Source organism: Bacillus sp. S71, from assembly GCF_016625265.1.
GTDB lineage: Bacteria > Bacillota > Bacilli > Bacillales > Bacillaceae_G > Bacillus_A > Bacillus_A cereus.
In genome coordinates, this window is sequence record NZ_JACVUW010000013.1 from 34,321 (window position 1) to 58,781 (window position 24,461).

Genomic DNA, 24,461 nt, shown 5'->3' on the forward strand with positions numbered 1-24,461 from the left:
ATAATGATTTATCTATTTCTTTTCAAAGAGGTTTGATGTCTTACTATTATTCCTCAACATCTTCATGAACATGTATTTTGATTTCAATTAAAGAAAGGAATTTTCTATATGACTTATAAAATGATTGTTTTAGATTTAGATGATACTTTATTACGTGATGACCATACTATTTCACCTCGTACGAAAGAAGCGTTAATGACTGCACAAGAGCAAGGGGTAAAGGTTGTACTTGCTTCTGGACGTCCAACGTTTGGTATGCGCAATGTAGCCAAAGAACTTCGCTTAGAAGAATACGGCAGTTTCATTCTATCTTTTAATGGCGCAAAAATTATTAACTGTAAAACAAACGAAGAAATCTTTAGTAGTACACTATCTCCTGAAATCGTTCACAACCTATTTGAAATTAGTAAAACTGAAGATGTATGGATTCATACTTATATGGGCGATGATATCGTAACGGAAGAAAATAATCCTTATACTGAAATTGAGGGCGATATTACTGGTATGCCAATTGTTGTAGTAGATGACTTTAAAGCCGCAGTTAAAGAGCCTGTAGTAAAAGTATTAATGAATAAAGAAGCTGAACGCCTTGTTGAAGTTGAAAAGAAACTTCAACAACAACTAGAAGGCCAATTAAGCGTGATGCGTTCGAAACCATTCTTCTTAGAATTTACTGAAGCCGGTGTTACAAAAGGAACGAGCTTAAACAAACTGATTCAAAAGCTTGGCATTAAGCGTGAAGAAGTTATCGCAATGGGCGATAGCTATAACGACCAAGCAATGATTGAATTTGCTGGTCTTGGCGTTGCAATGGGCAATGCACCTGATGATATTAAAGAAATTGCAAACTACGTAACAGATACAAATATGAATGATGGTGTTGCAAAAGTTGTAGAGAAATTCGTTTTAAAAACGGATGTACTTGTTTAATATTTTCATTCACAAAACCTATTTGAAGTCAAATACTTCAAATAGGTTTTTATTTAAATTCTCATGCTTTTGTGACTATATTTTGAACTTTGCACTATTCTCGTAGTGTAAACTTTCTTTTTGTATATAATGAAACAAAATAGACTATTTTATTTTGAAAAAGAATACAAATTTACTATATACAAGCATACGTTAAAGGAGGCTACTTTATGTTATCTACACCAATCGGACGATTAAGAGCAATTGGACTAGTTGAGGGTATTTCTTTCCTATTACTATTATTTGTAGCAATGCCATTGAAATATTTCGCAGGATTTGCAACAGCTGTTAAAATTACAGGCATGGCTCATGGTGTTCTGTTTATTCTATTCATCTTTGCAGTAATTCAAGTAACAATCGTACACCGTAAATCAATTTTATGGGCACTTGGAGCATTTGTTTCATCAGTTATCCCATTTGGTACTTTTGTACTAGATGCAAAATTAAAGAACGAACAACAATAATAAAAAGGTAGTTAACGACTGTTAACTACCTTTTCTATTTATAAATTTGGAATTTCCCAATCAATTTCTCTTTCTCCCATATTAGCTAAAATCGTATTTACTTTAGAGTATGGCTTACTACCAAAGAAACCACGTCTTGCCGATAATGGGCTTGGATGTACAGATTCGATAATATGATGATTCGGATTCGTAATTAACTTCTTCTTCGCCTGCGCATGGCGCCCCCACAATATGAAAACAACTGGCTTTGCACGTTCGTTCAACAGTTCAATCACACGATCTGTGAAGTGCTCCCATCCTTTTCCCTTATGAGAATTTGCTTCGCCTTGACGAACTGTTAATACGGTATTTAGTAGTAATACTCCTTGTTCCGCCCATTTTACTAAATAACCGTTATTCGGGATTTCATAACCATATTCATCTCGAAGTTCTTTATACATATTTAACAATGATGGTGGTGTTTTAACATCAGGTTGTACAGAAAAACTTAAACCATGCGCTTGATTCGGTCCATGATATGGATCTTGTCCTAAAATAACAACCTTTGTATTTTCATAACTTGTATACTGAAGAGCGTTAAAAATATCTTCTACCTTCGGATAAACAACATGCGTGCTGTACTCTTCTGTCAAAAAACTGGATAGAGTACGATAATACTCTTTCTCAAATTCTGGTGCCAATAATGGTCCCCAATCATTCTTTAAAACATTTTCCATACTGTCACTTCCTGTCTAATTAATTCAACATATCCTGTTTTGTAAATACTAAGAACGAAATAATAAGGGAAACAACTGCCCAAACAGTTAAATTCATCAAAGAAAATCCCATTGATAAGCCTTGTAATGCAGGTAATTTTCCTGATAAATAATCCGTTAATGATAAATTCACGCTAAAAATATATTTCGCACCTTCCCAAGATGTTGCGAACGAGCTTAAGATACCGCCTGCAATTAATGCAGCTAGCATAACGCCCATACCAGCTGGTGTATTACGAATTAAAACAGAGACCATAAATGATATAGTTCCGACAACGATAGCAACAAACCAGGCTAGTCCATACGCCATTAAGATGTATTGCCACTGCGGAATCAGATGCACAAAGTTCGTATTTAACGTTTCCTTATCAATGACGAATCCTGTTAAAACAGGTAAATTCCATCCCGAGTATCCAAATACAAGCCCTGATAATATGTAAGCAAACAAACCTACAAGAAACAGTATGAGCGAAATGAAAAATAACATCGTCACGTATTTACTAAGGAGTATTTTCCAGCGCCGAATCGGCCGCGTAAGTAACATCTTCATTGTCCCATCACTTCGTTCTCCTGAAACGATATCAATAGCGACAATCATTACGAGAAGCGGAATAAACAATGTAATTCCTTGTTCAATAAATGCTCTGACAAAAGTCGGTGCACCCGGTGCCATCGGGTTAATATCATGATCTAAATAATATTGTTGTTGCTCAACTCTCACCTTTAACCAATCACGCCATTCTTCTGGCAACCTAGAATTGTTCAACCGGTTCTGAGAATCAACAATTTGCTGTTGCAATGAAACCTTCCAATCAGTTGTACCGAGTCTTTTTTGTGTCGTTTCTATTTCACGATACTGCGCGTACACAAAAAGCGGGATCAAGATTGCTAAAATAAGCATGACAACAAAAATACGTTTCTTACGGTAAATCTTTTCTGATTCATTTAAAACTAGATTCGCAAATTCACGCATGCTGCTCACCCCTTGTGAGTTCAATAAATAAATCTTCTAGCGTAAATACAAGCTCCTTAACGCTATGTACATCTATTTCATTTTCTACAAATTTTTTATTCCAACTACTTATAGATGCAATATCCATGCGGCATAGTAATCGCTCGCCTTTTACACTCACTTCTCTTATTTCCTCGGCCGCTTCTAGCATATCTTTCGCCTTAGAAATTGGTGTAACAATCCATTCTACACGATCACTTGCTGTTTTAATTAATTCTTCAATTTTGGCAACTGTTATCATCTTTCCTTTATGAATAATAGCAACGCGATCGCATATCATTTGCACTTCACTTAGCAAGTGACTTGAAATAAACACGCTCATATTTTCTTCTTTCACAAGCTTATGTATAAATTCCCTAAGTTCTCTAATCCCTGCTGGATCTAAACCATTCGTTGGCTCATCTAATATAAGCAATTTAGGATTCCCAAGGAGCGCCTGTGCAATTCCAAGGCGTTGTTTCATACCAAGTGAGTACGTTTTTACCTTGTCATGAATTCTTTCATCTAAATGAACCATTTCAGCAATTTCAATAATACGTTCATCTGATATATCACCTAACATACGAGCAAATTGCTTTAAATTTTCCCATCCTGTTAAATATGTATACAACTCTGGGTTTTCAACGATACTCCCAATTTGACGCATCGCTTCTCTGAAATTTTCCTTAATCGAATAACCACCGATAGAAATCTTACCTTCTGTCGCCTTAATCAATCCGACTAACATTCGAATGGTAGTCGTCTTTCCAGCACCGTTTGGTCCTAGGAACCCGAACACTTCTCCTTGCTTTACATCAAAGGAAATATTCTCTACAAGAGTCTTGTTTCCAATTACCTTCTTCAAGTCTCGTACGGAAAGTATCGTACGGAAAGTATCGTCGTCATTTTACCCCTCCTTGTTCTAGTTTTAATTTACTTACAACATTTTGAACTAAACGTTCTGCCATATACGTATAACCTACTTCATTCGGATGAAAATGATCAGAGTATAATAAATCTTTCCCGCGGTTTTGGAATAAATCAAATGTCGGTGTAATATACACATTTTTATCGTTTAGCGCTAACTTCTCTAAAGATGCATTCCAGTCCACAACAATGTTTGAAGACCCTTTTAAATCTTCTACATCTTCAAAAGGATTGTATAAACCAAGCCAAAAAATCGGACTATTTTCATTTAATTTACGAATTTCTTCTATAATTTTCTTTGCTTCATTTTGAAACGTTTCTGTATCAGGACGATACGTCTCTAAATCTATTTTCCCGAGCGATTCCCAGCCTGGGAACAAATCATTCCCGCCGATCGTTAACACGATTACATCTGCTTGCTTAATTGAATATTGAGCGCCACTACTTTCAATTTGTTTTAATAAATCGGGCATTTTTGCACCACTAACTGCTAAATTTGTTAATGCAATTTTTTGCTTATAATCTTTTTGTAAATCCTCTTTCATTCGCCCAACATAGCCAATTCCTTCTTTATCACCAACGCCACGCGTTAATGAATCACCTAAACTAACGATTTGTAACGTTCCCGTTTTCTTTTTCTCTTTTGCCACTACATCGGTCTTTTTAATTAAATTTGAAGCTTTCGGATTTAATACATCATTTACACCTGAAACAAAGCCATATGCAAATAAACAGAAAGATGCAATTGTAATGAGTAGAATTACTTTTACTACTTTTGATCTCATATCAAAACCCCTTTTAGCCCTCATAGATTGTCCATAATTATACCAAACGAAATTTTGAAAAGCGATTTTCACACCTTCTCAATTATGTCGTTTCTCTATCTACTAACTCTGGTAATAACTCTATATGCTTCACATCTAATTTCTCTTCATTAATCTTTTCATATAATAATTCAAACGCTTTCACTCCAACGTTTTTACTAGAATGCGAAATCGTCGTTATACCCAATATATCTGCCACCTCTTGATCATCACACCCGATAATCGTAATATCCTCTGGAATACGAACTCCTTGTTTTTTTGCTTCTGTAACCATCCCCGCTGCAATATGGTTACAAGATACAAGGAACGCCGTCGGTTTTACTGACATATGAGCCCATTCTCTAATTACATTGCGTCCATCTTCCACTGTAAAACATCCCTCAAATTTCCAGGTCTCTAACGATGTTACGATACTCTGTTGAAGCGAATCTTCGTACGCCTTCTTTCGTCTTTGGCTATTAACGCTATTACTTCTTCCAATACAATATCCAATACGTGTATGACCGGCATCTATTAAGCTTTTCATCCCACGTGAAAATACTTTGTAGTAATCGATATGGACACTTGAAATATACTTCGAATCTATTTCTTCACACATAACAATCGGGCCGAATTTCGTATATTCTTCAAGCTTCTCCTTACTATTTGTCCGAGAACAAATAATAACCCCATCAAGCTTTTTCATTTTTAACATATTTAAAATTTCTAGTTCTCTTTCTTCGCTATAATTTGTCTGGCAAAGCATCATATTATAATTATTCTTTGCTGTTTCTTTTGATATCCCCTCGATAATAGCACTATAATATTGATCATTTACGTGTGGCAATAAAACGCCAATTACATTCGTTTTTCCTTTCACTAAATGAATTGCATTCACGTTTTGCGTGTAATTTAATTCTTCTATAATTGCTAAAATTTCTTTTCGTTTCTGTTCATTTACGTACGGATGATTATTTAGTACACGTGAAACAGTTGAAACAGATACTCCAGCAAGTTCAGCAATCTTTCTTATATTTGTCATCTCATTTTCCCCTTCTCACAAAAATTCTCCCTTGACCTGGTAAGCTTTCCACAATATATCCTTTCCTAGCAAATACATTTAGAAAGGATATACAACTATGCTTCGATTCAAATTAGAATATATATTTTTCATTGGCGGTTTACTCATTCTTGCCATCGGTATTAATATGATGACAACAATTACTTCCTTTGGACTTAGTCCTTATGATTCCTTCTTTATTGCACTATATCAAAATTTTGGGATAAGCATTGGTTTTTGGATTTTCATGATTAACTTTGCCTTTACACTTATCGTACTCTTTTGGAATAAAAAACAAATTACAATCGGTACAATTGTAACGATGGTTCTTATTTCTCTTTTTGTTGATTGGATTGGTTCCATTACAACTATTATGGACGCTATCCGCTCTCTTCCAAAATATATAACACTTATTTGTGGAAATCTATTCGTTGGAGCTGGAATTGGTCTTTACGTCTCTACAAACCTTTGCGCGGCGCCTCAAGAAGCTTTCGTTTTAACGGTTGCTGAAAAGAAAAAATGGACGTTTAGAAGAACAGAGATTTCATTAGCCTTTTTATTTTTAACGTTAAGCTTTTTATTAGATGGACCTATCTATTTTGGAACAATCATCTTATCCTTTACAACAGGCTGGATTATCCAAGCATTTATTCAAGTTGGTACGCAGATTTTAAATAGAAAAGAGCCTATTAAGCAAGCTGCTTAATAGGCTCTTTCTGTTTTATGGTAAGAGATACTACTTAGCATCCCCTTCAATTCGATAGTTCGCTTTCAAACAATCGATTTCTTCATACCCTTGCAACGTATGTAGAATATAATCATAATCAGCAAGAGACGCACGATGCGTTACAATTACAATTTCAGCCTTTCCTTTCTCTTCAAGCGGCATTTGAATAATCTTTTCAAAGCTAACGCCACGCTCAGAGAACAATGAAGTAATTTTTGCAAATACACCAATTTCGTCTTTTACATGAAGTCTTAAAAACTTTTTCACGACAATTTCGTCTGGCTCTTTTAATACTTTTTGATATTGTGGGACTACAGCACTATTTCCTGTTACCCCTAATCTAATATTTTGCATTACAGCAACTAAATCCGAAACAACAGCTGTCGCTGTCGGTAAACTTCCTGCGCCTGGTCCATAAAACATCGTTTCTCCAACTGCTTCACCGTACACATACACAGCGTTATATTCATTTTGTACTGCCGCAAGAGGATGTGTATTTGGAAGTAAAGTTGGTTCAACTGTAACCTCCAATTTTTCACCATCTCGTTTTGCAAGACCGATTAATTTAATTGTATAACCTAAGCTCTTACTGTATTCAATATCTTCCTCTGTAATAGAGGTAATCCCTTTTACTTTCACATCTCCAAGTTCTACATTTGTAGAGAAACCGAGAGTAGCTAAAATCGTCATTTTTCTTGCTGCATCTAAACCTTCTACGTCTGATGTTGGATCTGCTTCTGCAAATCCAAGTTGTTGGGCTTCTTTTAACACGTCGTTATATGCTCTCCCTTCGTCTGACATTTTCGTCAAAATAAAATTTGTCGTTCCATTTACAATTCCCATTACTTTCGTAATAAGATCTGAAGAAAGTCCTTCTACGATACTGCGTAAAATTGGAATTCCTCCTGCCACACTCGCCTCATAGAATAAATCAGCCTTATTATCTTTTGCTGTCGCTAATAATTCAGCTCCATGTAATGCCATTAAGTCTTTATTTGCAGTTACAACATGCTTTCCGCTTTTTAAAGCTTGTAAAATATATGATTTTGCATCATCAATGCCACCCATCACTTCGATGACAACATCAATATTTGGATTATCTAAAATTTCATTTGCATCTTGTGTTAATAGAGTAGAAGGTACCTCTACCTCTCTCTCTTTCTCAATGTTTTGCACTAATACTTTCGTTACCTTCACTGGACAACCTACTTGGTGTATGAGTCGTTCTTGATGATCCGTAATAATACGAACCACACCACTGCCAACTGTCCCAAGACCTAATAACCCAACTTGAATTTCTTTCATAGTACTGTCCACCCCTCAAAAATTGTGTTTAGATGAAATTATATGAGTAAAAAATCTGAAAAACAATGTATTTTGAACATTCAGAAAAATATAAGTTAATCTTTACAAGGAAAACGTTGCCACGTGTTACACAATCTTTCTTTACAATATATAAGGGGTTTCTTGATACACGTAATAATTCAACCAATTAGAAAACAATAAATTACCATGACTCCTCCACCTAACAAGCGGCTTTTCATCTGGATTATTATGTTTAAAATAGTTTTTTGGCACATCAATATTTAATCCCTTGTCACGATCTCGTTCGTATTCTTGTTTTAACGTCTCACAACTATATTCGCTATGTCCAAGGGCAAAAACTTGCCTTCCTTCTGGCCCAATAACAAGGTGAACACCTGCTTCTTCAGAGTTTGCTAACAATGTTAATTCTTTCACTTCTCTAATATCATTCTCTCGTACTTCTGTATGACGAGAATGCGGAGCAAAAAACAATTCATCAAATCCTTGTAACAATTTCACATGTTGCTCGCAAACCTCATGTTCAAATACACCGAACATTTTTTCCTTAAGGGGATACTTTGGAACACCATAATGATAGTACAAGCCAGCCTGTGCCCCCCAGCAAATATGGAGCGTAGATGTTACATTCGTTTTTGAATACTCCATAATACGTTTAAGCTCTTCCCAATAATCTACTTCTTCAAAAGAAAGAGTTTCAACTGGTGCTCCTGTAATAATGAGCCCATCAAATTTTTCATTTTCAATATCACGAAACGTTTTATAAAAGCTCGTTAAATGGTCCTGCGCTACATTACGAGACAGATGTGATTCCATATGAAGTAAATGAACATCTAATTGCAACGGTGTGTTTCCAATTAAGCGAAGTAATTGTGCTTCTGTGTCTTGCTTCGTTGGCATTAAATTTAATATAGCAATTTTCAAAGCACGTATATCTTGTGTTTCTGCTCGCTCCTTCGTCATTACAAAAATATTTTCTTTTTGCAACACTTTGCGAGCCGGTAAATCTTTATCAATTATGATCGGCATGTGTTTTGCCTCCAACTAGAGCTGCTTCCAAATCTGCAATAATATCAGAAACATCTTCTATACCAACCGATAAACGAATTAAATCAGATGTAACACCAGCTAAACGCTGATCTTCAGCATTTAATTGTCTATGCGTCGTACTAGCGGGATGTATAACGCAAGTTCGTGCATCAGCTACGTGCGTTACAAGAGTTGCTAGTTTTACATTTGCGATAAATTCTTTTGCTGCTTCTAATCCCCCTTTAATACCAAATGTTAAAACCCCACTAGCACCTTTTTTCAAATACTTTTGTGCTAACGAGTAATTTTCATTACTATCTAATCCCGGATAATTCACCCATTCAATACGTTCATGATTAGCAAGCCACTTAGCAACTGCCAGAGCATTTTCGCTATGACGCTCCATTCGTAAATGCAAAGTCTCTAAGCCAATATTGCTAATATATGCATTGAATGGGCTCATACAATTTCCATAATCTCTTAATAGTTGAACACGTGCTTTCACAATATATGCTGCTGCACCAAAGTTTTGAACGTAACTTACACCGTGATAACTTGGATCTGGTTCAACAAGCTCAGGATATTTTCCATTTGTCCAATCAAAATTTCCACCGTCAATTACAATACCGCCTAAAGAGCTCGCATGCCCATCGATATATTTAGTCGTAGAATGAACAATAATATTTGCCCCATATTCAAACGCTTGGCATAAATAAGGAGTTGCTAATGTATTATCAACGATAAAAGGTACCTCTAATTCTTTAGCGGCAGCTGAAAATTCTTTGAAATTTAAAACATTCATCGCTGGATTTCCTAATGATTCTGCATAGATAAGTTTCGTCTTATCGTTAGCAAGTGCCGTAATTTCATCTGCCGTTAAATTTGGATTAAAGAACGTAACATCAATGCCAAGCTTACGTAAACTCACCCCAAATAAATTAAACGTTCCCCCGTAAACAGTTGAAGAGCAAAGTAAATGATCCCCACTACTACAAATATTTAAAACTGCGAGCATAATAGCTGCTTGCCCAGAAGCCGTTGCAACAGCTCCTACACCGCCTTCTAAATCTGATAACTTCTGCTCAAATGCGGCTAGAGTAGGGTTTCCAATACGCGTATAAATATATCCTTCTGCCTCTAAGTTAAATAGAGCTGCTAAATCATCCGAAGTATCGTATTTATACGTTGTGCTTTGATAAAGTGGTAAAACACGTGGTTCACCATTCTTTGGCGTATAGCCACCTTGCACACAAATCGTTCCTTTTCCCCATGATTCTCCCATCTCTCATTCTCCTTTCTTTTATACAAAATAAAAAACTGCCCCTTTCCTGAAAACAAGAAAGGAGCAGTTTGAAAACACGCTCTAAAGGCTCTTTCTTATCTCTCAGGATTACTACCTGCAGGATTTGGCACAATTCCGTTATACGGCTGTTGCCAAGGTTTCATCGGGCCTGTCCCTCCACCTTTTCTTGATAAGACTATGCAATTACCGTTGATTTTATAGCAATAATTTCCTAATGTCAAACAGTTTTTCTGAATGTTCTAAAATAAATGTTAACAGTTTCATATAAAGCAACAAAAGAAATATATTCTAGTCTATTTCAAAAAAGACCTTTAAAAAACTCAAATCAGTCTATAAAATTAAATAAGTAATTTAACCTATAAATTCAAATTCTCTAAAATTCAGCCTATATGTTGAATAGGCGGTCCTCTCAAAAAGATACTATATATATTCAATCCATTTTCCACTAGTATATTTCACTTTTTCCCTACTGAGATTTACATAACGGAGGTATAACATGACAAATAAAAAAGATATGCAGTACATACTTACTCTATATGGCATTCTTCTAGGATCTATAGTAGGAGCTACAGTCTGGTTATTTTTAGTCACAATAAATATTGGAATCCACTTTATTTGGGGATACTTGCCTGAAGTTCTCTCTTATCCCTCTTATTACACCCTTTGCGTAACAATAATTGGCGGGGTCCTCGTTGGTCTATCACAAAAATATTTCGGTATATATCCACGCCTTATGCCTGAAGTGATGACTGAATATAAAAAAACTGGTCGAATCGAATATCGCTTTGTCCATCAGGCTACTTTAACAGCGATTATTGTTTTAATTTTCGGAGCTAGTCTTGGTCCAGAAGCCGCACTAGTTGGAATTATAGGCGGACTGTGCACATGGGTAGGGGATCGCTTTAAATTTGCCTTAAAGGGTATGAATGAGCTAACCGAGATTGGAATTGGCGCTACTTTAAGTGTCATTTTTAACGCACCATTATTCGGTTATTTAGCACCGAATGAAAATGAGGGGGAACAAATTGCTGCTTTTTCTAAAGGAAAAAAGGCAATTGTATACTTAGCTACTACTTTCGCAGGTTTTTCTGTTTATTTACTACTGAGTAAACTCGATAATCGTGGATCCTTTATTGTTGATTTCGGGGAAGGTGCACTTTCTTTCAATGAATGGATCGCATTTCTTCCACTTGCTAGTATCGGTGCTATAGTTGGTTTCTTTTATTTCAAGTTAGAATTCACATTAGAGAAGTTAATTCACCCTTTTAGGGAATACAAGCTGACACTCGGAATTATCGGTGGCATTTTATTAGGAATTGCAGGAACTTTTCTTCCGTACACATTATTTTCAGGGGAACATCAATTAAAAGAGTTAGTTGTTGAATGGAGCCATTTATCTTTTTGGATACTACTTCTTTCAGGGATTTTAAAGTTGTGTATTACTGCCGTTTGTTTGAACACAGGGTGGCGGGGTGGACATATATTCCCAATTATATTTTCCGGATCAAGTGTTGGATACGCTATAGCATCTATTCTTCCTATAGATCCAGTAGCGTCCGTTGCTATCGTAACGACAGCAATTTCGAGCTATGCGTTACGAAAGCCAATAGCTATTACATTGCTATTACTTATGTTTTTCCCGCTTAATTTACTATTGCCAATGCTTGGTGCAGCTGCTATTGGGAATGCCTTTCCACTCCCAAAACATAACGAGAATACAAATTAACAAAAATAGACAGTGTAGACGAAAGCTCCACTGTCTATTTTTTTATTACACATGCTGCTTTAATAACGCTTCTAACTCCTCAAAATTATGCACTTCATATGTCGGTATAATCCCACTATCATTTAATTTCCTTTCTGGATTAAACCAACAAGTATCAATTCCCGCTACATATCCACCTTTAATATCAGCGCTTAATGAATCACCAATAATCAGCCCTTCTTCAGGTGCAAAGTTAGGAATCCGTTCAAAAACATAATCAAAATACTCTTTCATCGGCTTTTGAAAACCTGTATCTTCTGAAACAAAAACATCTTTAAACAATGAATGTAACCCTGCATTACGCAAACGTTTATCTTGCGTCTTAGAAACACCATTTGTCACTATATACAACTCATACTCCCCTTGAATTTGATTTATAAATTCAAACGCACCTTGCATGAGTTGATTTCCTTCTTCTAAGTAGTTACGGTAATTATTTTCGAATAATATTCCGTCTACTTCTTCTCCATACTCTTGAAACAACAGAGAGAATCGTGTATTTATAACTTCATTGCGTGATAGTTCACCTTTTTCAAAAGCATCCCAAAGACCTTTATTTATTTTTTTATAACGAGCCTCTATCTCGTCTGTTAAAGAGATTCCCTTCTCTTCAAAAAGCACTCGTAAAGCCATTTTTTCAGCCTTTTGGAAATCTAATAATGTATCATCTACATCAAATAGCAATGTTTTATATTTTTTCATAAATTCATCACACTCTCTTTTCTACAAAAACAAATTTACATAAATCGTATCATTCCTTCTTGTAAAGATAATAGGAGATATCTCATACTATACATAGGGGTGAAAATATGAAAATCAGCAAAAATGAGGAAGAAATTTATCAATACATGCAAATCCATCAATTCCATACCCTATTTTCATTTCATGTCTTGCCATATGTAGAGCTGCATTCTTTTCAAACGAAAGAGATGATATGTAGCGAAGGAAATGCTCTCCCTTATCTCTATTACTTAATTTCTGGGAAGGCAAAAATATATATGAGTCATAAAAACGGGAAGGTTTCATTAATTAATTTTATTCAAGCACCATCATTTATCGGGGAATTAGGATTAATAGGAGTAGAAAATATTACTAAGTCCGTTGAAGTACTAGAAGATTGTGTTTGTTTGGCACTTCCTCTTAAAGATTGTCAGCAACTTTTATTACAAGATGCAACGTTTTTACAGCACTTATGCAAATTTATTGGAGAAAAGACAATTACTCGCACTGAAAATTACGCAAAAAACTATAGTTATCCTTTTGAAAATCGATTAGCTGCTTTTATTTTATTAACAGAACAAAATAATTGTTATATAGAAAAGCATACTGAGGCCTCGGAATATTTAAATGTCAGCTACCGTCATCTTTTATATGTATTAAATCAGTTTTGCCAACAAAATTACTTAAAAAAAGACGGAAGAACCTATTACATACGAGATCGAATTCAATTAAAAAAACTTGCTGATGAACTAAAAATATAAAAAAAGCAGCATTAACGTTTACATGTTAATGCTGCTTTTTCGAGTGACGATTATAATTTTAATTAAAATTTACTTGCTACTTTAGCTGCTTCTTCAAGACCTGTAGCAATGATTTCTTCTGCTTTATCTGGGAATTGGTTATGTCCTTCAATAATTACTGTTTCCATGTTTGTTGCGCCGAAGAAGCCCATCATACTTGCTACATATTTAACAGCCATTTCTACCTCAGCTGCTGGACCTTCTGAATATACGCCGCCTCGTGCATTTAATAATGCAATCTTCTTATCACCGATTAGGCCAACTGGACCCTCTGGCGTGTATTTGAACGTTTTACCAGCACGGTTTAAATAATCAATATATGTGTGTAGCACCGCTGGAATCGTTAAGTTCCATAATGGGAAGCCGAAAACAACTTTATCAGCTTCTAGGAATTGATTTAAATACTTATCAGCAACTGCTACTGCTTTTGCCTCTTCTTCTGTTAAATCAAATCCTTTACCTGCCTTGAATGTACCATTGATCATGTCTACACCTACATATGGTAATTCTTCTTTATATAAATCCAGTTCTACTACTGTATCATTTGGGTGTGCTTCTTTATAGTTTGCTAAAAATGCCTCATATAATTTTACACTAACTGCTTGTTCCGCTGGACGGTTGTTTGCTTTAACGAATAAAACTGTCGCCATTATTTCTTCCTCCTAGTACTCACTCTTATGTTGTTATATGCTTTCAAAAAAGGTATCCCTTGTAATTGTTGTTTTGTTGCTTACAAACATATTTTATCTTTATATCAAGACAATTTCGTCCTCACATAGACGTATTTTTCCATAAAAAAAGTCCACCTTCTAAAGGCGAACTAGGTCTTACGACTTTTGTCTTATACAATCCCATTTTTCACTGCATATAACGCCGCTTGCGTACGATCGGATAAATTTAATTTACTCAAAATGCTACTTACATGCGCCTTAACCGTCTTTTCTGTAATAACTAAAACAGATGCAATTTCCTTATTGCTCATCCCTTTTGCTAATAGTTGCAACACCTCATTTTCTCTCGCTGTTAGCACATCCACTTGAATAGAAGGTTCTTCTTCCTTTTCTTCTACAGGTAATGTTTGAGAGAGAAGAGCATTTGCTATATCCGGATGTAATTGAATATTACCTTTATATGCACTTCGAATAGCCTCAACAAGCTGATCCGGTTCTACATCTTTTAAAATATACCCACTTGCTCCAGCCCTTAATGCAGGTAACACATGCGCCTGATCAGAAAAGCTAGTTAACACAATTACTTTCACATTTGGATACTCTTTTTTAATATATGCCGTCGCCTCAACACCATCCATTTCAGGCATATATAAATCCATTAATATAACATCAGGATTTGTTTCTCCTACTTTCACTAACGCTTCTTTCCCATTATTCGCTTCTCCAACTAAATCTAAATCTTCCTGTGTACTTAAGAAAAACGCTAATCCTTTTAAAACAACTGTATGATCATCAACTAACAATACTTTTATTTTCACAAACTTCCCTCATTTTCACATCATAATGGTACATTTACTTTTACGCTCGTTCGTTTATTACTACTTACAATTTTAATTGTTCCACCAACTAATTCTACTCTTTCACGCATCGTAGTCATACCTAGTGATTTCTTTTCTTTTATATTCTTTTCCACAAAGCCCTTTCCTTGATCAACTATTTCTAATGATACATTTTTCTCATTCACTGTAAAATAAATCGTCGCTTCTTTTACACCTGCATGCTTACTTACATTGTTCAGTGCTTCTTGGCCAATGCGCCATAAAGCTTCTTCTACTACACGAGGTAAATCACGAACACCCGTAACTTGCTCCCTAATTTTCAGTCCCAAATTTTCACCGTACTGCTTTAGAGCTGGCAATAATCCTTTTTCTAATCCTGCCGGACGAAGCTGCCAAATTAATGTCCTCATTTCTTTCAAAGCTCCTTGTGCAAGTTCACGCATCTCATGCAAAGATTGATCTACCTTTTCATTTTTACCTTTTAAAACTGCCTCGGCGCCTTTTGTCATGAAGGTTAATGAAAATAATTTTTGCGAAACAGAATCATGTAAATCTCTTGCTAATCGGTTTCTTTCTTCCATTCGTACAAGTTCACGGCGCTGCTCGTTTAACCTCAAATTCTCTATTATTAACGAAACATGGTTTGATAGCGCTTGAATTACATCTATTGTATTAGCATCAAACTCTCCATTATTCAAGCTAACACATAAAACACCAAATATATGGTTTTGAATATGTATTGGCGTAGCAATAACAGTTTGATTTAGATGCACATTATGCCCTATTTGATGTTTTATTAGAACTGGTTCATCTTGCTCTAACGCCTTGTTGGCCGCCTCTTTTACATCCTCTTGTAACTCTTCCTGAACGTAAGACGCTCGCAGAGATAATTCTTTTTCCTCCCTAATAAAAAGCGCTACTTGATTCCATTGAAATACTTCACCTACGTGATTTACCACCTTTTCAGGTAATACATTAAACTTATGAATCGTTTTTAAATCTTGAATGAAACGCTCTAATTTCACATAATAATGTGCTCTTCTTTTTTCATTTTCATATAATTTTGTTCGCTTTAAAGCCGTACCAATTTGGAAAGCAACCGATTGGAGTAATACTAATTCTTCTTCCGAAAAATGTGTTTTACCCGGACTTGCAACATTTAACAACCCAAATTTTTCTCCTCCAGCTTTTAAAGGAACCGTAGCATGATGAAGAATGCCCTCCGTATCTCCCCAATTATATTCAATTGCATTATTAATTCTTTTGCATTCAATAATATTAACGGCTCTCTCTAATTTTCCATCTACAAAACCTCGTAAACACCAACACTCACCTTCGCACATCGGGCGTTTATTTTCATATGTAAGTGCCTCTGGTAATTGGTAATCAATCAACTTCGTATACTTCCCATTTTCATCCGCAAGAAAAATCCATCCTGTCGCTAAGCCTGTTACACTTAGTAATTTCTCTAAGACAGCTTGCAATACATGATATGTATCATTTGATGTATTTAATGTTTCTGCAATTTCCTTTAATATAACTAATTCATTTGTACGATTATCTCGAAACATACTCAGTCTCCTGCATACAAGATTTTAAATAGCTCTTAAAATAAATCATCTACTTTTCACTTTGTACTTATTCGTAACATTGATATAATGGTGAAAACATAGTTTTCATTATATCACTTGAGGGGGCTTTCATAATGACATTAAATAAAGCACTTACTATCGCTGGTTCTGACACAAGTGGCGGTGCTGGTATACAAGCAGATTTAAAAACATTCCAAGAACTTGGCGTATACGGAATGACATCTCTTACAACAATCGTAACGATGGATCCACATAACGGTTGGGCACATAACGTATTTCCAATCCCAGCTTCTACATTAAAACCACAATTAGAAACAACAATTGAAGGTGTTGGCGTAGACGCTTTAAAAACAGGTATGCTTGGATCAGTAGAAATTATCGAAATGGTTGCAGAAACAATTGAAAAGCACAACTTCAAAAATGTAGTAGTTGACCCTGTTATGGTATGTAAAGGTGCAGATGAAGCATTACATCCTGAAACGAACGATTGCTTACGTGACGTTCTTGTGCCAAAGGCATTAGTTGTAACGCCAAACTTATTTGAAGCTTACCAATTAAGCGGTGTGAAAATTAATTCTCTTGAGGACATGAAAGAAGCAGCGAAGAAAATCCACGCTTTAGGTGCCAAATACGTACTAATTAAAGGCGGAAGCAAACTTGGTACGGAAACTGCAATCGACGTCCTATATGATGGAGAAACATTCGATCTTCTAGAATCAGAAAAAATCGATACAACCAATACACACGGTGCAGGTTGTACATATTCTGCTGCAATTACAGCAGAACTTGCAAAAGGAAAACCTGTGAAAGAAGCAGTAAAAACTGCTAAAGAATTCATCACAGCTGCTATTCGTTACTCATTCAAAATTAACGAATACGTAGGTCCAACTCACCATGGTGCATATCGTAAATTCGTTGTATCAAAAGAACTTGTCTAATATATAAATAAAAACACTCACAAGGTTCATACATTGACTCTGTGAGTGTTTTTTATAAGCTTTATGTCTTCTGGTCATCTTATCTTTAAGATGCAGAGCTGACCTTATTTCTACCATTTCGTTTCGAGTAGTATAACGCATCATCCGCCGCTTGAATAAATTGCTCTGATGACCCTTCATACTCTGAAACCCCTACCGAAACCGTAATTTTTATTTTTGTTCCATCTAACAATTGAAATGGGTGACTTTCAACAGCTGTACGAATTTGCTCGCCCATACAAATTCCGTAAGCTAATCCCTTATTCGGTATCAAAAGCGCAAACTCCTCTCCCCCCTTTCGAAAAGCCAAATCTGGAAATTGTGAAGTTTCTCGTAAAATACATCCTACTTGTTTTAACACTTCGTCCCCTGCAGGATGCCCGTACGTATCATTTACATACTTAAAGTGATCAATATCTATAAGGAGTAAACAAAGCGAATCATTTTTCATGTTCTTATTACTAATATGATGATTCATCTCTAAATCAAACTGCCTTACGTTTCCTAGACCTGTCAATGCATCTATCGTTGCGTATTGTTTCATCTTTTGAAATAACTCATTGGATTGTAAAACATAGTTTGTACTTACGAATGTTATGTAACCTGTAGTAATACTTGAAATTAAATATAGTACAACTACAGATATATCATTAAATAATATATACATCGGTACTATCAAAATAGAAAGGCAGTATACGTGTAACCATACTAACTTTAACGTAATCGAAGTTTGTATTCTTGCAATAAAGATAACACCAATTCCACTTAGTAAAATTGTATAGCAAGCCAATTCGGAAGCTAAAGAGTACTCAGTAAAAATTAGCCGAGTAATTAAAATTATAGTAACTGTTATACTACTAGCTACCGGACCTCCAACTATAATTGCCAAAATAACGGCTAAATAACGTAAATCCAACATAATATCTTCAATGTGTACACCAAAATGCATTAACAGTACACCTAATATTCCAGTAAAAATACCGATTACACACTTCTGCAAAAAAGAGAATTCTTCTTTTAACGGTTTATCCCTTAAAAGCTGACCTCCAACAAAAATAAAGGAAATAATAATTGTTGTATTTACAAATAAGTCCCTTAACATAAAATAATCTCCCTACTTTTCCATCTATCCCCTTCCTCACTTTATTGTATACGAAATCCCTATAATTCCCAAAGTTTTTTGTTTATTTTTTTGCTGTTCCACGTGAAACAGCAAAAAAAATAAAAAGGGCGAAAACTCGCCCTTTTTCATTAACAACAGCGTGATATTTTTCCACCCTTTGCATTAAATCTTGCTTCTTGTGCCTCAGCAAAAAATTGCTTTTGACATACAACCTCTTCTTCAGGATGATGCTTTTTCATATGCTCTACGTATACTTCATAACTTGGTACCCCAACGAGCAAACTAATAAAGCGCTTCCTTTTCCCCCATACTTGCCACAGCTTTTTAAGCATAGTTCCTCGACTCACTTTCATCTCTAGGAATATATGGTGCCTCTTTTAACGGCATTGGCTTATTTCTCAATACTTGTATCCAAATTCGAAGTGCTGAAATTAACACAGCGATTACAACTATCATAAAAATCCCACAAAGCGCTGCATCGATATAATCATTAAAAATAATTTGCTTCATTTGAGCAACATTTTTAGCTGGTGCTAACACTTTCCCTTCATCTAGCGCTCCCTGAAACACCTTTGCGTGAGATAGAAATCCGATTTTAGGATTTTCATGAAATAGCTTTTGATAACCAGCTGTCATTGTTACAATAAGCAATCCCACAGTTGGAATAAGTGTTACCCAAACGTACGCCTTTTTCCCCATTTTGAACAAAATTGTCGTTCCAAGTAATAATGCGATACCCGCTAACATTTGATTTGCAATACCGAAAAGCGGCCATAATGTATTAATTCCACCGAGCGGATCTATTACCCCTTGGTATAGGAAATATCCCCACCCTAATACACATAACGTTGTAGCTATTACATTCGCTAATGTAGAATCTGTTTTCGCAAAAGGCTTATATACATGCCCTAAAATATCTTGAATCATAAATCGTCCTACACGCGTTCCTGCGTCAATCGTTGTTAAAATAAATAGGGCTTCAAAAAGAATGGCAAAATGATACCAGAATGCCATCATCGCCGTCCCACCTATTACTTGTGAGAAAATATATGCCATACCTATTGCTAACGTCGGTGCGCCACCTGTACGTGATAAAATTGTTTGCTCTCCAACATTTACAGCAAGTTCTTTTAGTTCATTTGGTGTAATAGCAAATCCCCATGAAGAAATAACTTGAGCTGCCTGTGATACATCCGTACCAATAAGTGCCGCAGGACTATTAATCGCAAAATAAGTTCCTGGCGTTAATACACAAGCTGCAATCATTGCCATCGCCGCTACAAACGACTCCATTAACATTGCTCCGTAACCGATTGGCTGTGCGTGTCCCTCTTGCTCAATCATTTTTGGAGTTGTACCAGATGAAACGAGAGCATGGAATCCAGAGACCGCACCACAGGCAATCGTAATAAATAAGAACGGGAATAAATTACCGGAGAAAACAGGACCAGTTCCATCAATAAATTGCGAAACTGCTGGCATTTGTAAATTGGGTGCTACAATTAAAATACCAATCGCCAATCCAACGATTGTTCCAACTTTTAAAAATGTACTTAAATAATCACGTGGTGCTAATAGCATCCAAACTGGTAATGCAGATGCAATAAATCCATATACAATAAGCATAATAGCAATTGTTTCACCACTAAATGTGAACATACTTGCAAGTGTTGGATTTTCTGCTACATACTGTCCTCCAACAAGAGATAAAATAAGTAGGATAATACCAATTACTGACCCTTCTCCAACACGACCAGGCCTAATATAGCGCATATAAACTCCCATTAAAATAGCGATAGGAATCGTTGCTGCTATCGTAAACATTCCCCAAGGACTTCCGATCAGTGCCTTTACTACGACTAACGCTAATACTGCTAATAAAATAATCATAATTCCTAAAATACCTATCATTGCAATTAGTCCTGTAACAGGTCCAATCTCATCCTTAATCATTTCTCCTAACGATTTACCATTACGTCTCATCGAAGCAAATAAAATGACAAAATCTTGGACAGCCCCCGCAACAACTACCCCAACAATAATCCAAATGGTCCCTGGTAAATATCCCATTTGTGCTGCTAAAATCGGTCCTACTAAAGGTCCCGCCCCAGCAATCGCTGCAAAGTGATGTCCAAATAATACCCACTTATTTGTCGGAACATAGTCTTTCCCATCGTTTAATGTATGGGCTGGTGTTTGCCGATTATCATCTAAATTAAAAACCTTTCTCGCTATAAATCTACTATAAAAACGATAAGCAACTGCATATACACATACGGCAGCTACTAAGAGCCATACAGCATTAATGGTTTCACCTTGTGATAAAGCTATTACCCCAAAAGCACCTGCTCCTACTGCTGTAATAACGCCCCAAAGTAAGATCGATTTCAATGTCTTCACATACAATTCCCCCAATACTATTTCTTAGTGGAGATTGTACTAAATTTTCTGAATATTTAACTTGAATCCTCCTTATCATGAAGGATTTTCAGTTTATCATGTTAAAATACTCTCATTACCTACTATAATTCAATGTTATTTCGAAGGCGTTTTACATAATTACGACTGACTGGAATCGGTTGCTCATCATACCTATCTAAATACAAATTATACGTGCCATTATAATAAGGTTTCAGTTCTTTTACATATGACATATTAATTAAATAGCTTTTATGCACACGTAAAAAATCATATGCATTTAGCTTATTTTCTAATTCCTGAAGTGTATATGTTGAAATATACTGATTATTCGTTGTGTAAATTGAAACAGTTTTATTTTCTTTATTTTTACTTACATATACGATATCTTCTGGAAGCATATATCGTATACCTTCTTGACTTTCTATCGGTAGTTTCCGCAAATAACTCTTTGCTTTCTCACCTTGTTCTTTACCTATTTTATATAAAAGAAATTGTAAATCTTCTTCACGAAATGGTCGTAATAAATAATAAAATGCTTGGAAACGAAAAGCTGTAATAGATTCCTCTATGTTTTCACCTACAAAAATAAATTTTGTATAGCAATTTATTTCTCGTAATAAACTTGCATATTCAAAACCAGTACCATCTAGTAATTTGGAACTTAAAAAAACAAAGTCTGGTATATGTTTTTTCATCATAAATAAAGATTCTGTTCCTGTCTTTGCTTCAAAACATTCTACATTTCTCATATTTTCAGTGAAATTTTCAGCTAACTCTCTTCTCTCTTCTGCCTCTTCCATGATCAGTAAAATTTTCATTTCTTCAACCACCTAATTCTTTGTCCATATGTCCTGCTGTATACATTCGCTTTTATAAGAAATAATCCCTTTTTCTTACTATACCATTATTTATCTAAAAAAACAGAAAAAAGGAAACCCCTTCGGTTTCCTCTCCCCCTTTATCCTACATTAACTGCCTAGAAAGAGCCGAGTAGTGTAGGGTAATAAACGATCAGGCATACATTTAAAATTTCACTTTATACTAATTCTCGTTGCTTCGTTTCTTGTCCAAGTATTACTACAGCGAATACACCAATTAAAATTGATCCGCAGAAAATCGTAAATATTAATGATAGTGAAGCTTCTGAGGCAACTAAATACCCCACTAATAGTGGTCCAAGAATACCACCAATACGCCCAAACGCTGCTGCCATTCCTGCACCTGTACCACGAATAACGGTTGGATACTGCTCAGGTGTATAGGCGTATAATGCTCCCCAAGCACCTAAGTTAAAGAAGGATAGTAACATACCTGCCACGATTAATACTGTTAATGAATCCGCAACCCCAAACAAATAGGCACTGCAAGCTGTCCCGATTAAATACGTAACCAAAACAAATTTACGACCGAGACGTTCAATAAACCAAGCAGCGGTGAAATACCCTGGAAGTTGAGCTAACGTCATAATAAGTACGTATTGGAAACTTTTTATTAAACTAAACCCTTTTAGCACCATTACACTCGGTAACCAAAGGAACATTCCATAATAGGAAAAGACAACACAAAACCATAGAATCCATAGCATAATTGTTGCTTTACGATATTCCCCAGACCAAACTGATTTTATATTTTCAATAACAGATGGTCTTTTTTCAACTTTTTGGAACCTTGGGGAATCTGGTAAATTCCATCTTAAATATAAAGCATATAGTGCTGGAACTGCACTCAATACCATCGCAATTTCCCAACCATATTTCGGAATAACAAAATACGAGATAAGAGCTGCAATTAACCATCCACCTGCCCAAAAACTTTCTAATAACACAACAATTTTCCCACGCTCATGTGCTTCAACACTCTCTGATACTAGTGTAGAGGCAACCGGAAGCTCTCCGCCAAGCCCCATACCAATTACAAAGCGTAAAACGAGAAACATCGCGAGTGTCGTCGTTAACGCAGTTAAACCACTACCGATAGAAAATAATAATAATGTAATAATAAAGACTGATTTTCGCCCTATTTTATCTGATAGTATCCCAAAAATAAGCGCTCCTACTGCCATACCGATTGAGTTAATACTACCTATCCAGCCCATTTCCTGGCTCGTTAATCCCCAATCCTTTTGCAAGGCTACCATTACAAATGAAAGCATTCCAACATCCATTGCATCAAATAGCCATCCAAGCCCAGCTATACCAAGTAGTTTGCGCTTCGAAATTTCTTTTACCTTACCCACTAGAAGTCCTCCTTACACAGGTGTCTTTACACATCATTTTACATGTGTGAATTGTATAAGTAAAATACTTTTGTGTAAAAAATTTCTCCTTCATCATTCCCAAAAAGTAAAACGTCTATCCCGATTGGTGAGGGCTAATAATCAGTAGGGATGCCTCACTGATTAAAGTTTCAATTTATTAAAAATGAACAAATAAAAAAAGCAGCGATATTTCGCTACTTTTTCGAACGCATTACTTCTTTTAAAAATTCCGCTAATACTAACTGACGACGCCAGCGTGTTGGATTACTGCATAATCTATAAAACCACTCTAAATGAATCGCTTGAATCCATTTTGGTGCACGTTTTACTTCTCCAGCCCATACGTCTAAACTTCCACCCACTCCAACAGCCATTTTCGTTTCTAAACGATGCTTATTGTTTTGGATAAAGTTCTCTTGTCTCGGGAAACCGAGTGCAACAAGTAATAAATCTGGTTTTGCTTCTTGAATGCGAGAAATAATATTCTCTTCGTCTTCTTGTTTAAAATAACCATCTTGTGTACCGGCGATGGATACAGCTGAATATGTCTTTGTTAAATGATCTGCTGCAGCTTGTACAACATGCGGCTTTGCACCTAATAAGAAAACAGATACTGGTTTACTATCTTCTGATAACTTCGCAAGTAAATTACACATTAAATCAAAACCTGCTACACGCTCTTTTAAAGGTTTACCAAGCATACCACTTGCCTTTACAACCCCAATACCATCAGGTGTAATTAAATCTGTATTCAATAATGTTTGATAGAACTTTTCATCCTTTTTTGCGCACATAACAATTTCAGGATTTGCTGTTACTACCTGAAACGTATGAGTTCGTTCCGCTTCTAGTTGTTCTTTTAAATATTGGACCGTTTCATCCATTGTCATTGTAGAAAAAGGAACGCCTAGAATATCAACTGTTTGTACTGCCATAGTTAACTAT

24 protein-coding genes and 1 riboswitch are annotated in these 24,461 nt (G+C 35.7%); of the genes, 6 read left to right on the top strand and 18 right to left on the bottom strand.

Annotation, left to right across the window (positions count from 1 at the left end; genetic code table 11):
- Positions 1-108: 108 nt before the first annotated feature.
- Together IBT51_RS22435 and IBT51_RS22440 are read left to right on the top strand one after the other, a co-directional pair.
- On the top strand, positions 109-930 hold the full coding sequence (locus IBT51_RS22435) for a Cof-type HAD-IIB family hydrolase (protein ID WP_000221387.1): 822 nt from the start codon (positions 109-111) through the stop codon (positions 928-930).
- 209 nt (positions 931-1,139) lie between these two features.
- Positions 1,140-1,433: a DUF3817 domain-containing protein gene (locus IBT51_RS22440; protein WP_000953396.1), complete on the top strand. Its 294-nt coding sequence runs from the start codon at positions 1,140-1,142 to the stop codon at positions 1,431-1,433.
- A gap of 38 nt (positions 1,434-1,471) precedes the next feature.
- Here the strand turns inward: IBT51_RS22440 and IBT51_RS22445 are convergent, their stop codons facing one another.
- Genes IBT51_RS22445 through IBT51_RS22465 form a run of 5 tightly spaced genes read right to left on the bottom strand, consistent with a single transcriptional unit; the run spans position 1,472 to position 5,951 of the window.
- The gene (locus IBT51_RS22445; RefSeq protein ID WP_000432541.1) at positions 1,472-2,149 is read right to left on the bottom strand and encodes a uracil-DNA glycosylase; all 678 of its coding nucleotides are present in this window, start codon (positions 2,147-2,149) and stop codon (positions 1,472-1,474) included.
- 19 nt (positions 2,150-2,168) lie between these two features.
- Positions 2,169-3,161, bottom strand: coding sequence for an ABC transporter permease subunit (locus tag IBT51_RS22450; protein WP_001206475.1), 993 nt, complete (start codon positions 3,159-3,161; stop codon positions 2,169-2,171).
- On the bottom strand, positions 3,154-4,044 hold the full coding sequence (locus IBT51_RS22455) for an ABC transporter ATP-binding protein (protein WP_200458670.1): 891 nt from the start codon (positions 4,042-4,044) through the stop codon (positions 3,154-3,156). The genes IBT51_RS22450 and IBT51_RS22455 overlap by 8 nt, the downstream gene beginning before the upstream one ends.
- A gap of 37 nt (positions 4,045-4,081) precedes the next feature.
- Entirely contained in the window at positions 4,082-4,963 is an 882-nt protein-coding gene (locus IBT51_RS22460) for a GDSL-type esterase/lipase family protein (protein WP_200458669.1), read from the bottom strand.
- 10 nt (positions 4,964-4,973) lie between these two features.
- Entirely contained in the window at positions 4,974-5,951 is a 978-nt protein-coding gene (locus tag IBT51_RS22465; protein WP_000181979.1) for a LacI family DNA-binding transcriptional regulator, read from the bottom strand.
- 97 nt (positions 5,952-6,048) lie between these two features.
- On the opposite strand from IBT51_RS22465, the gene IBT51_RS22470 reads away from it, so the two are divergent.
- The gene (locus tag IBT51_RS22470; protein ID WP_000943411.1) at positions 6,049-6,675 is read left to right on the top strand and encodes a YczE/YyaS/YitT family protein; all 627 of its coding nucleotides are present in this window, start codon (positions 6,049-6,051) and stop codon (positions 6,673-6,675) included.
- Positions 6,676-6,705: 30 nt separating this feature from the next.
- Here the strand turns inward: IBT51_RS22470 and IBT51_RS22475 are convergent, their stop codons facing one another.
- The 3 genes from IBT51_RS22475 to IBT51_RS22485 all read right to left on the bottom strand — a co-directional run bounded on the left by IBT51_RS22475 (position 6,706) and on the right by IBT51_RS22485 (position 10,330).
- Positions 6,706-8,001 (bottom strand): homoserine dehydrogenase, encoded by a 1,296-nt coding sequence (locus IBT51_RS22475; protein ID WP_000659109.1) that lies wholly within the window; start codon positions 7,999-8,001, stop codon positions 6,706-6,708.
- A gap of 141 nt (positions 8,002-8,142) precedes the next feature.
- Positions 8,143-9,048: a homoserine O-acetyltransferase MetA gene (gene metA, locus IBT51_RS22480; RefSeq protein ID WP_001121531.1), complete on the bottom strand. Its 906-nt coding sequence runs from the start codon at positions 9,046-9,048 to the stop codon at positions 8,143-8,145.
- The gene (locus IBT51_RS22485) at positions 9,032-10,330 is read right to left on the bottom strand and encodes a bifunctional O-acetylhomoserine aminocarboxypropyltransferase/cysteine synthase (RefSeq protein WP_000504786.1); all 1,299 of its coding nucleotides are present in this window, start codon (positions 10,328-10,330) and stop codon (positions 9,032-9,034) included. The genes metA and IBT51_RS22485 overlap by 17 nt, the downstream gene beginning before the upstream one ends.
- 92 nt (positions 10,331-10,422) lie before the next feature.
- Positions 10,423-10,527, bottom strand: a riboswitch (SAM riboswitch).
- A 320-nt stretch (positions 10,528-10,847) separates the two neighbouring features.
- Here IBT51_RS22485 and IBT51_RS22490 point away from each other — a divergent pair.
- Positions 10,848-12,077: a chloride channel protein gene (locus IBT51_RS22490; RefSeq protein ID WP_200458668.1), complete on the top strand. Its 1,230-nt coding sequence runs from the start codon at positions 10,848-10,850 to the stop codon at positions 12,075-12,077.
- Positions 12,078-12,122: 45 nt separating this feature from the next.
- On the opposite strand, the gene IBT51_RS22495 is transcribed toward IBT51_RS22490, so the two are convergent.
- A complete protein-coding gene (locus IBT51_RS22495; RefSeq protein ID WP_090978327.1) occupies positions 12,123-12,818 on the bottom strand; it encodes a YjjG family noncanonical pyrimidine nucleotidase in 696 nt (231 codons plus the stop codon).
- Positions 12,819-12,925: 107 nt separating this feature from the next.
- Between IBT51_RS22495 and IBT51_RS22500 the strand changes: the two genes are divergently transcribed.
- Positions 12,926-13,597, top strand: coding sequence for a transcriptional regulator YeiL (locus IBT51_RS22500; RefSeq protein WP_095689942.1), 672 nt, complete (start codon positions 12,926-12,928; stop codon positions 13,595-13,597).
- 62 nt (positions 13,598-13,659) lie between these two features.
- Here the strand turns inward: IBT51_RS22500 and IBT51_RS22505 are convergent, their stop codons facing one another.
- From IBT51_RS22505 to IBT51_RS22515, 3 genes are all read right to left on the bottom strand, one after another.
- Positions 13,660-14,286, bottom strand: coding sequence for an FMN-dependent NADH-azoreductase (locus tag IBT51_RS22505; protein ID WP_000246722.1), 627 nt, complete (start codon positions 14,284-14,286; stop codon positions 13,660-13,662).
- 191 nt (positions 14,287-14,477) lie between these two features.
- Positions 14,478-15,125, bottom strand: a complete 648-nt coding sequence (locus IBT51_RS22510) for a response regulator (protein WP_071713913.1) — start codon at positions 15,123-15,125, stop codon at positions 14,478-14,480.
- A gap of 20 nt (positions 15,126-15,145) precedes the next feature.
- A complete protein-coding gene (locus tag IBT51_RS22515) occupies positions 15,146-16,717 on the bottom strand; it encodes a GAF domain-containing sensor histidine kinase (RefSeq protein ID WP_089172052.1) in 1,572 nt (523 codons plus the stop codon).
- A 134-nt stretch (positions 16,718-16,851) separates the two neighbouring features.
- Here IBT51_RS22515 and pdxK point away from each other — a divergent pair, with 134 nt between their 5' ends.
- Complete coding sequence (pdxK, locus tag IBT51_RS22520; RefSeq protein ID WP_000174252.1) at positions 16,852-17,676, top strand: pyridoxine/pyridoxal/pyridoxamine kinase; 825 nt, start codon at positions 16,852-16,854, stop codon at positions 17,674-17,676.
- A gap of 85 nt (positions 17,677-17,761) precedes the next feature.
- Here pdxK and IBT51_RS22525 read toward each other — a convergent pair whose 3' ends face one another.
- The 6 genes from IBT51_RS22525 to IBT51_RS22550 all read right to left on the bottom strand — a co-directional run bounded on the left by IBT51_RS22525 (position 17,762) and on the right by IBT51_RS22550 (position 24,451).
- The gene (locus tag IBT51_RS22525; protein WP_000942875.1) at positions 17,762-18,817 is read right to left on the bottom strand and encodes a GGDEF domain-containing protein; all 1,056 of its coding nucleotides are present in this window, start codon (positions 18,815-18,817) and stop codon (positions 17,762-17,764) included.
- A gap of 149 nt (positions 18,818-18,966) precedes the next feature.
- A complete protein-coding gene (locus IBT51_RS22530; protein ID WP_023523602.1) occupies positions 18,967-19,170 on the bottom strand; it encodes a YbdD/YjiX family protein in 204 nt (67 codons plus the stop codon).
- Positions 19,163-21,238, bottom strand: a complete 2,076-nt coding sequence (gene cstA / locus IBT51_RS22535; RefSeq protein WP_023523603.1) for a carbon starvation protein CstA — start codon at positions 21,236-21,238, stop codon at positions 19,163-19,165. Before cstA ends, IBT51_RS22530 begins: the two co-directional genes overlap by 8 nt.
- 122 nt (positions 21,239-21,360) lie before the next feature.
- Positions 21,361-22,077 (bottom strand): LytR/AlgR family response regulator transcription factor, encoded by a 717-nt coding sequence (locus tag IBT51_RS22540; RefSeq protein WP_000698259.1) that lies wholly within the window; start codon positions 22,075-22,077, stop codon positions 21,361-21,363.
- Positions 22,078-22,295: 218 nt separating this feature from the next.
- Positions 22,296-23,495: an MFS transporter gene (locus IBT51_RS22545; protein ID WP_063549207.1), complete on the bottom strand. Its 1,200-nt coding sequence runs from the start codon at positions 23,493-23,495 to the stop codon at positions 22,296-22,298.
- A 215-nt stretch (positions 23,496-23,710) separates the two neighbouring features.
- Positions 23,711-24,451, bottom strand: a complete 741-nt coding sequence (locus IBT51_RS22550; RefSeq protein ID WP_200458667.1) for a WecB/TagA/CpsF family glycosyltransferase — start codon at positions 24,449-24,451, stop codon at positions 23,711-23,713.
- Positions 24,452-24,461: the final 10 nt, after the last annotated feature.

Excerpts from the sequence above, each read along its gene's own strand:
- IBT51_RS22435 (WP_000221387.1), top strand. The coding sequence starts at position 109 with ATGACTTATAAAATGATTGTTTTAGATTTAGATGATACTTTATTACGT.
- IBT51_RS22440 (WP_000953396.1), top strand. The coding sequence starts at position 1,140 with ATGTTATCTACACCAATCGGACGATTAAGAGCAATTGGACTAGTTGAG.
- IBT51_RS22445 (WP_000432541.1), bottom strand. The coding sequence starts at position 2,149 with ATGGAAAATGTTTTAAAGAATGATTGGGGACCATTATTGGCACCAGAA.
- IBT51_RS22450 (WP_001206475.1), bottom strand. The coding sequence starts at position 3,161 with ATGCGTGAATTTGCGAATCTAGTTTTAAATGAATCAGAAAAGATTTAC.
- IBT51_RS22465 (WP_000181979.1), bottom strand. The coding sequence starts at position 5,951 with ATGACAAATATAAGAAAGATTGCTGAACTTGCTGGAGTATCTGTTTCA.
- IBT51_RS22470 (WP_000943411.1), top strand. The coding sequence starts at position 6,049 with ATGCTTCGATTCAAATTAGAATATATATTTTTCATTGGCGGTTTACTC.
- IBT51_RS22475 (WP_000659109.1), bottom strand. The coding sequence starts at position 8,001 with ATGAAAGAAATTCAAGTTGGGTTATTAGGTCTTGGGACAGTTGGCAGT.
- metA (WP_001121531.1), bottom strand. The coding sequence starts at position 9,048 with ATGCCGATCATAATTGATAAAGATTTACCGGCTCGCAAAGTGTTGCAA.
- IBT51_RS22485 (WP_000504786.1), bottom strand. The coding sequence starts at position 10,330 with ATGGGAGAATCATGGGGAAAAGGAACGATTTGTGTGCAAGGTGGCTAT.
- IBT51_RS22490 (WP_200458668.1), top strand. The coding sequence starts at position 10,848 with ATGACAAATAAAAAAGATATGCAGTACATACTTACTCTATATGGCATT.
- IBT51_RS22495 (WP_090978327.1), bottom strand. The coding sequence starts at position 12,818 with ATGAAAAAATATAAAACATTGCTATTTGATGTAGATGATACATTATTA.
- IBT51_RS22500 (WP_095689942.1), top strand. The coding sequence starts at position 12,926 with ATGAAAATCAGCAAAAATGAGGAAGAAATTTATCAATACATGCAAATC.
- IBT51_RS22505 (WP_000246722.1), bottom strand. The coding sequence starts at position 14,286 with ATGGCGACAGTTTTATTCGTTAAAGCAAACAACCGTCCAGCGGAACAA.
- IBT51_RS22515 (WP_089172052.1), bottom strand. The coding sequence starts at position 16,717 with ATGTTTCGAGATAATCGTACAAATGAATTAGTTATATTAAAGGAAATT.
- pdxK (WP_000174252.1), top strand. The coding sequence starts at position 16,852 with ATGACATTAAATAAAGCACTTACTATCGCTGGTTCTGACACAAGTGGC.
- IBT51_RS22525 (WP_000942875.1), bottom strand. The coding sequence starts at position 18,817 with ATGTTAAGGGACTTATTTGTAAATACAACAATTATTATTTCCTTTATT.
- IBT51_RS22530 (WP_023523602.1), bottom strand. The coding sequence starts at position 19,170 with ATGCTTAAAAAGCTGTGGCAAGTATGGGGGAAAAGGAAGCGCTTTATT.
- IBT51_RS22540 (WP_000698259.1), bottom strand. The coding sequence starts at position 22,077 with ATGAAAATTTTACTGATCATGGAAGAGGCAGAAGAGAGAAGAGAGTTA.
- IBT51_RS22550 (WP_200458667.1), bottom strand. The coding sequence starts at position 24,451 with ATGGCAGTACAAACAGTTGATATTCTAGGCGTTCCTTTTTCTACAATG.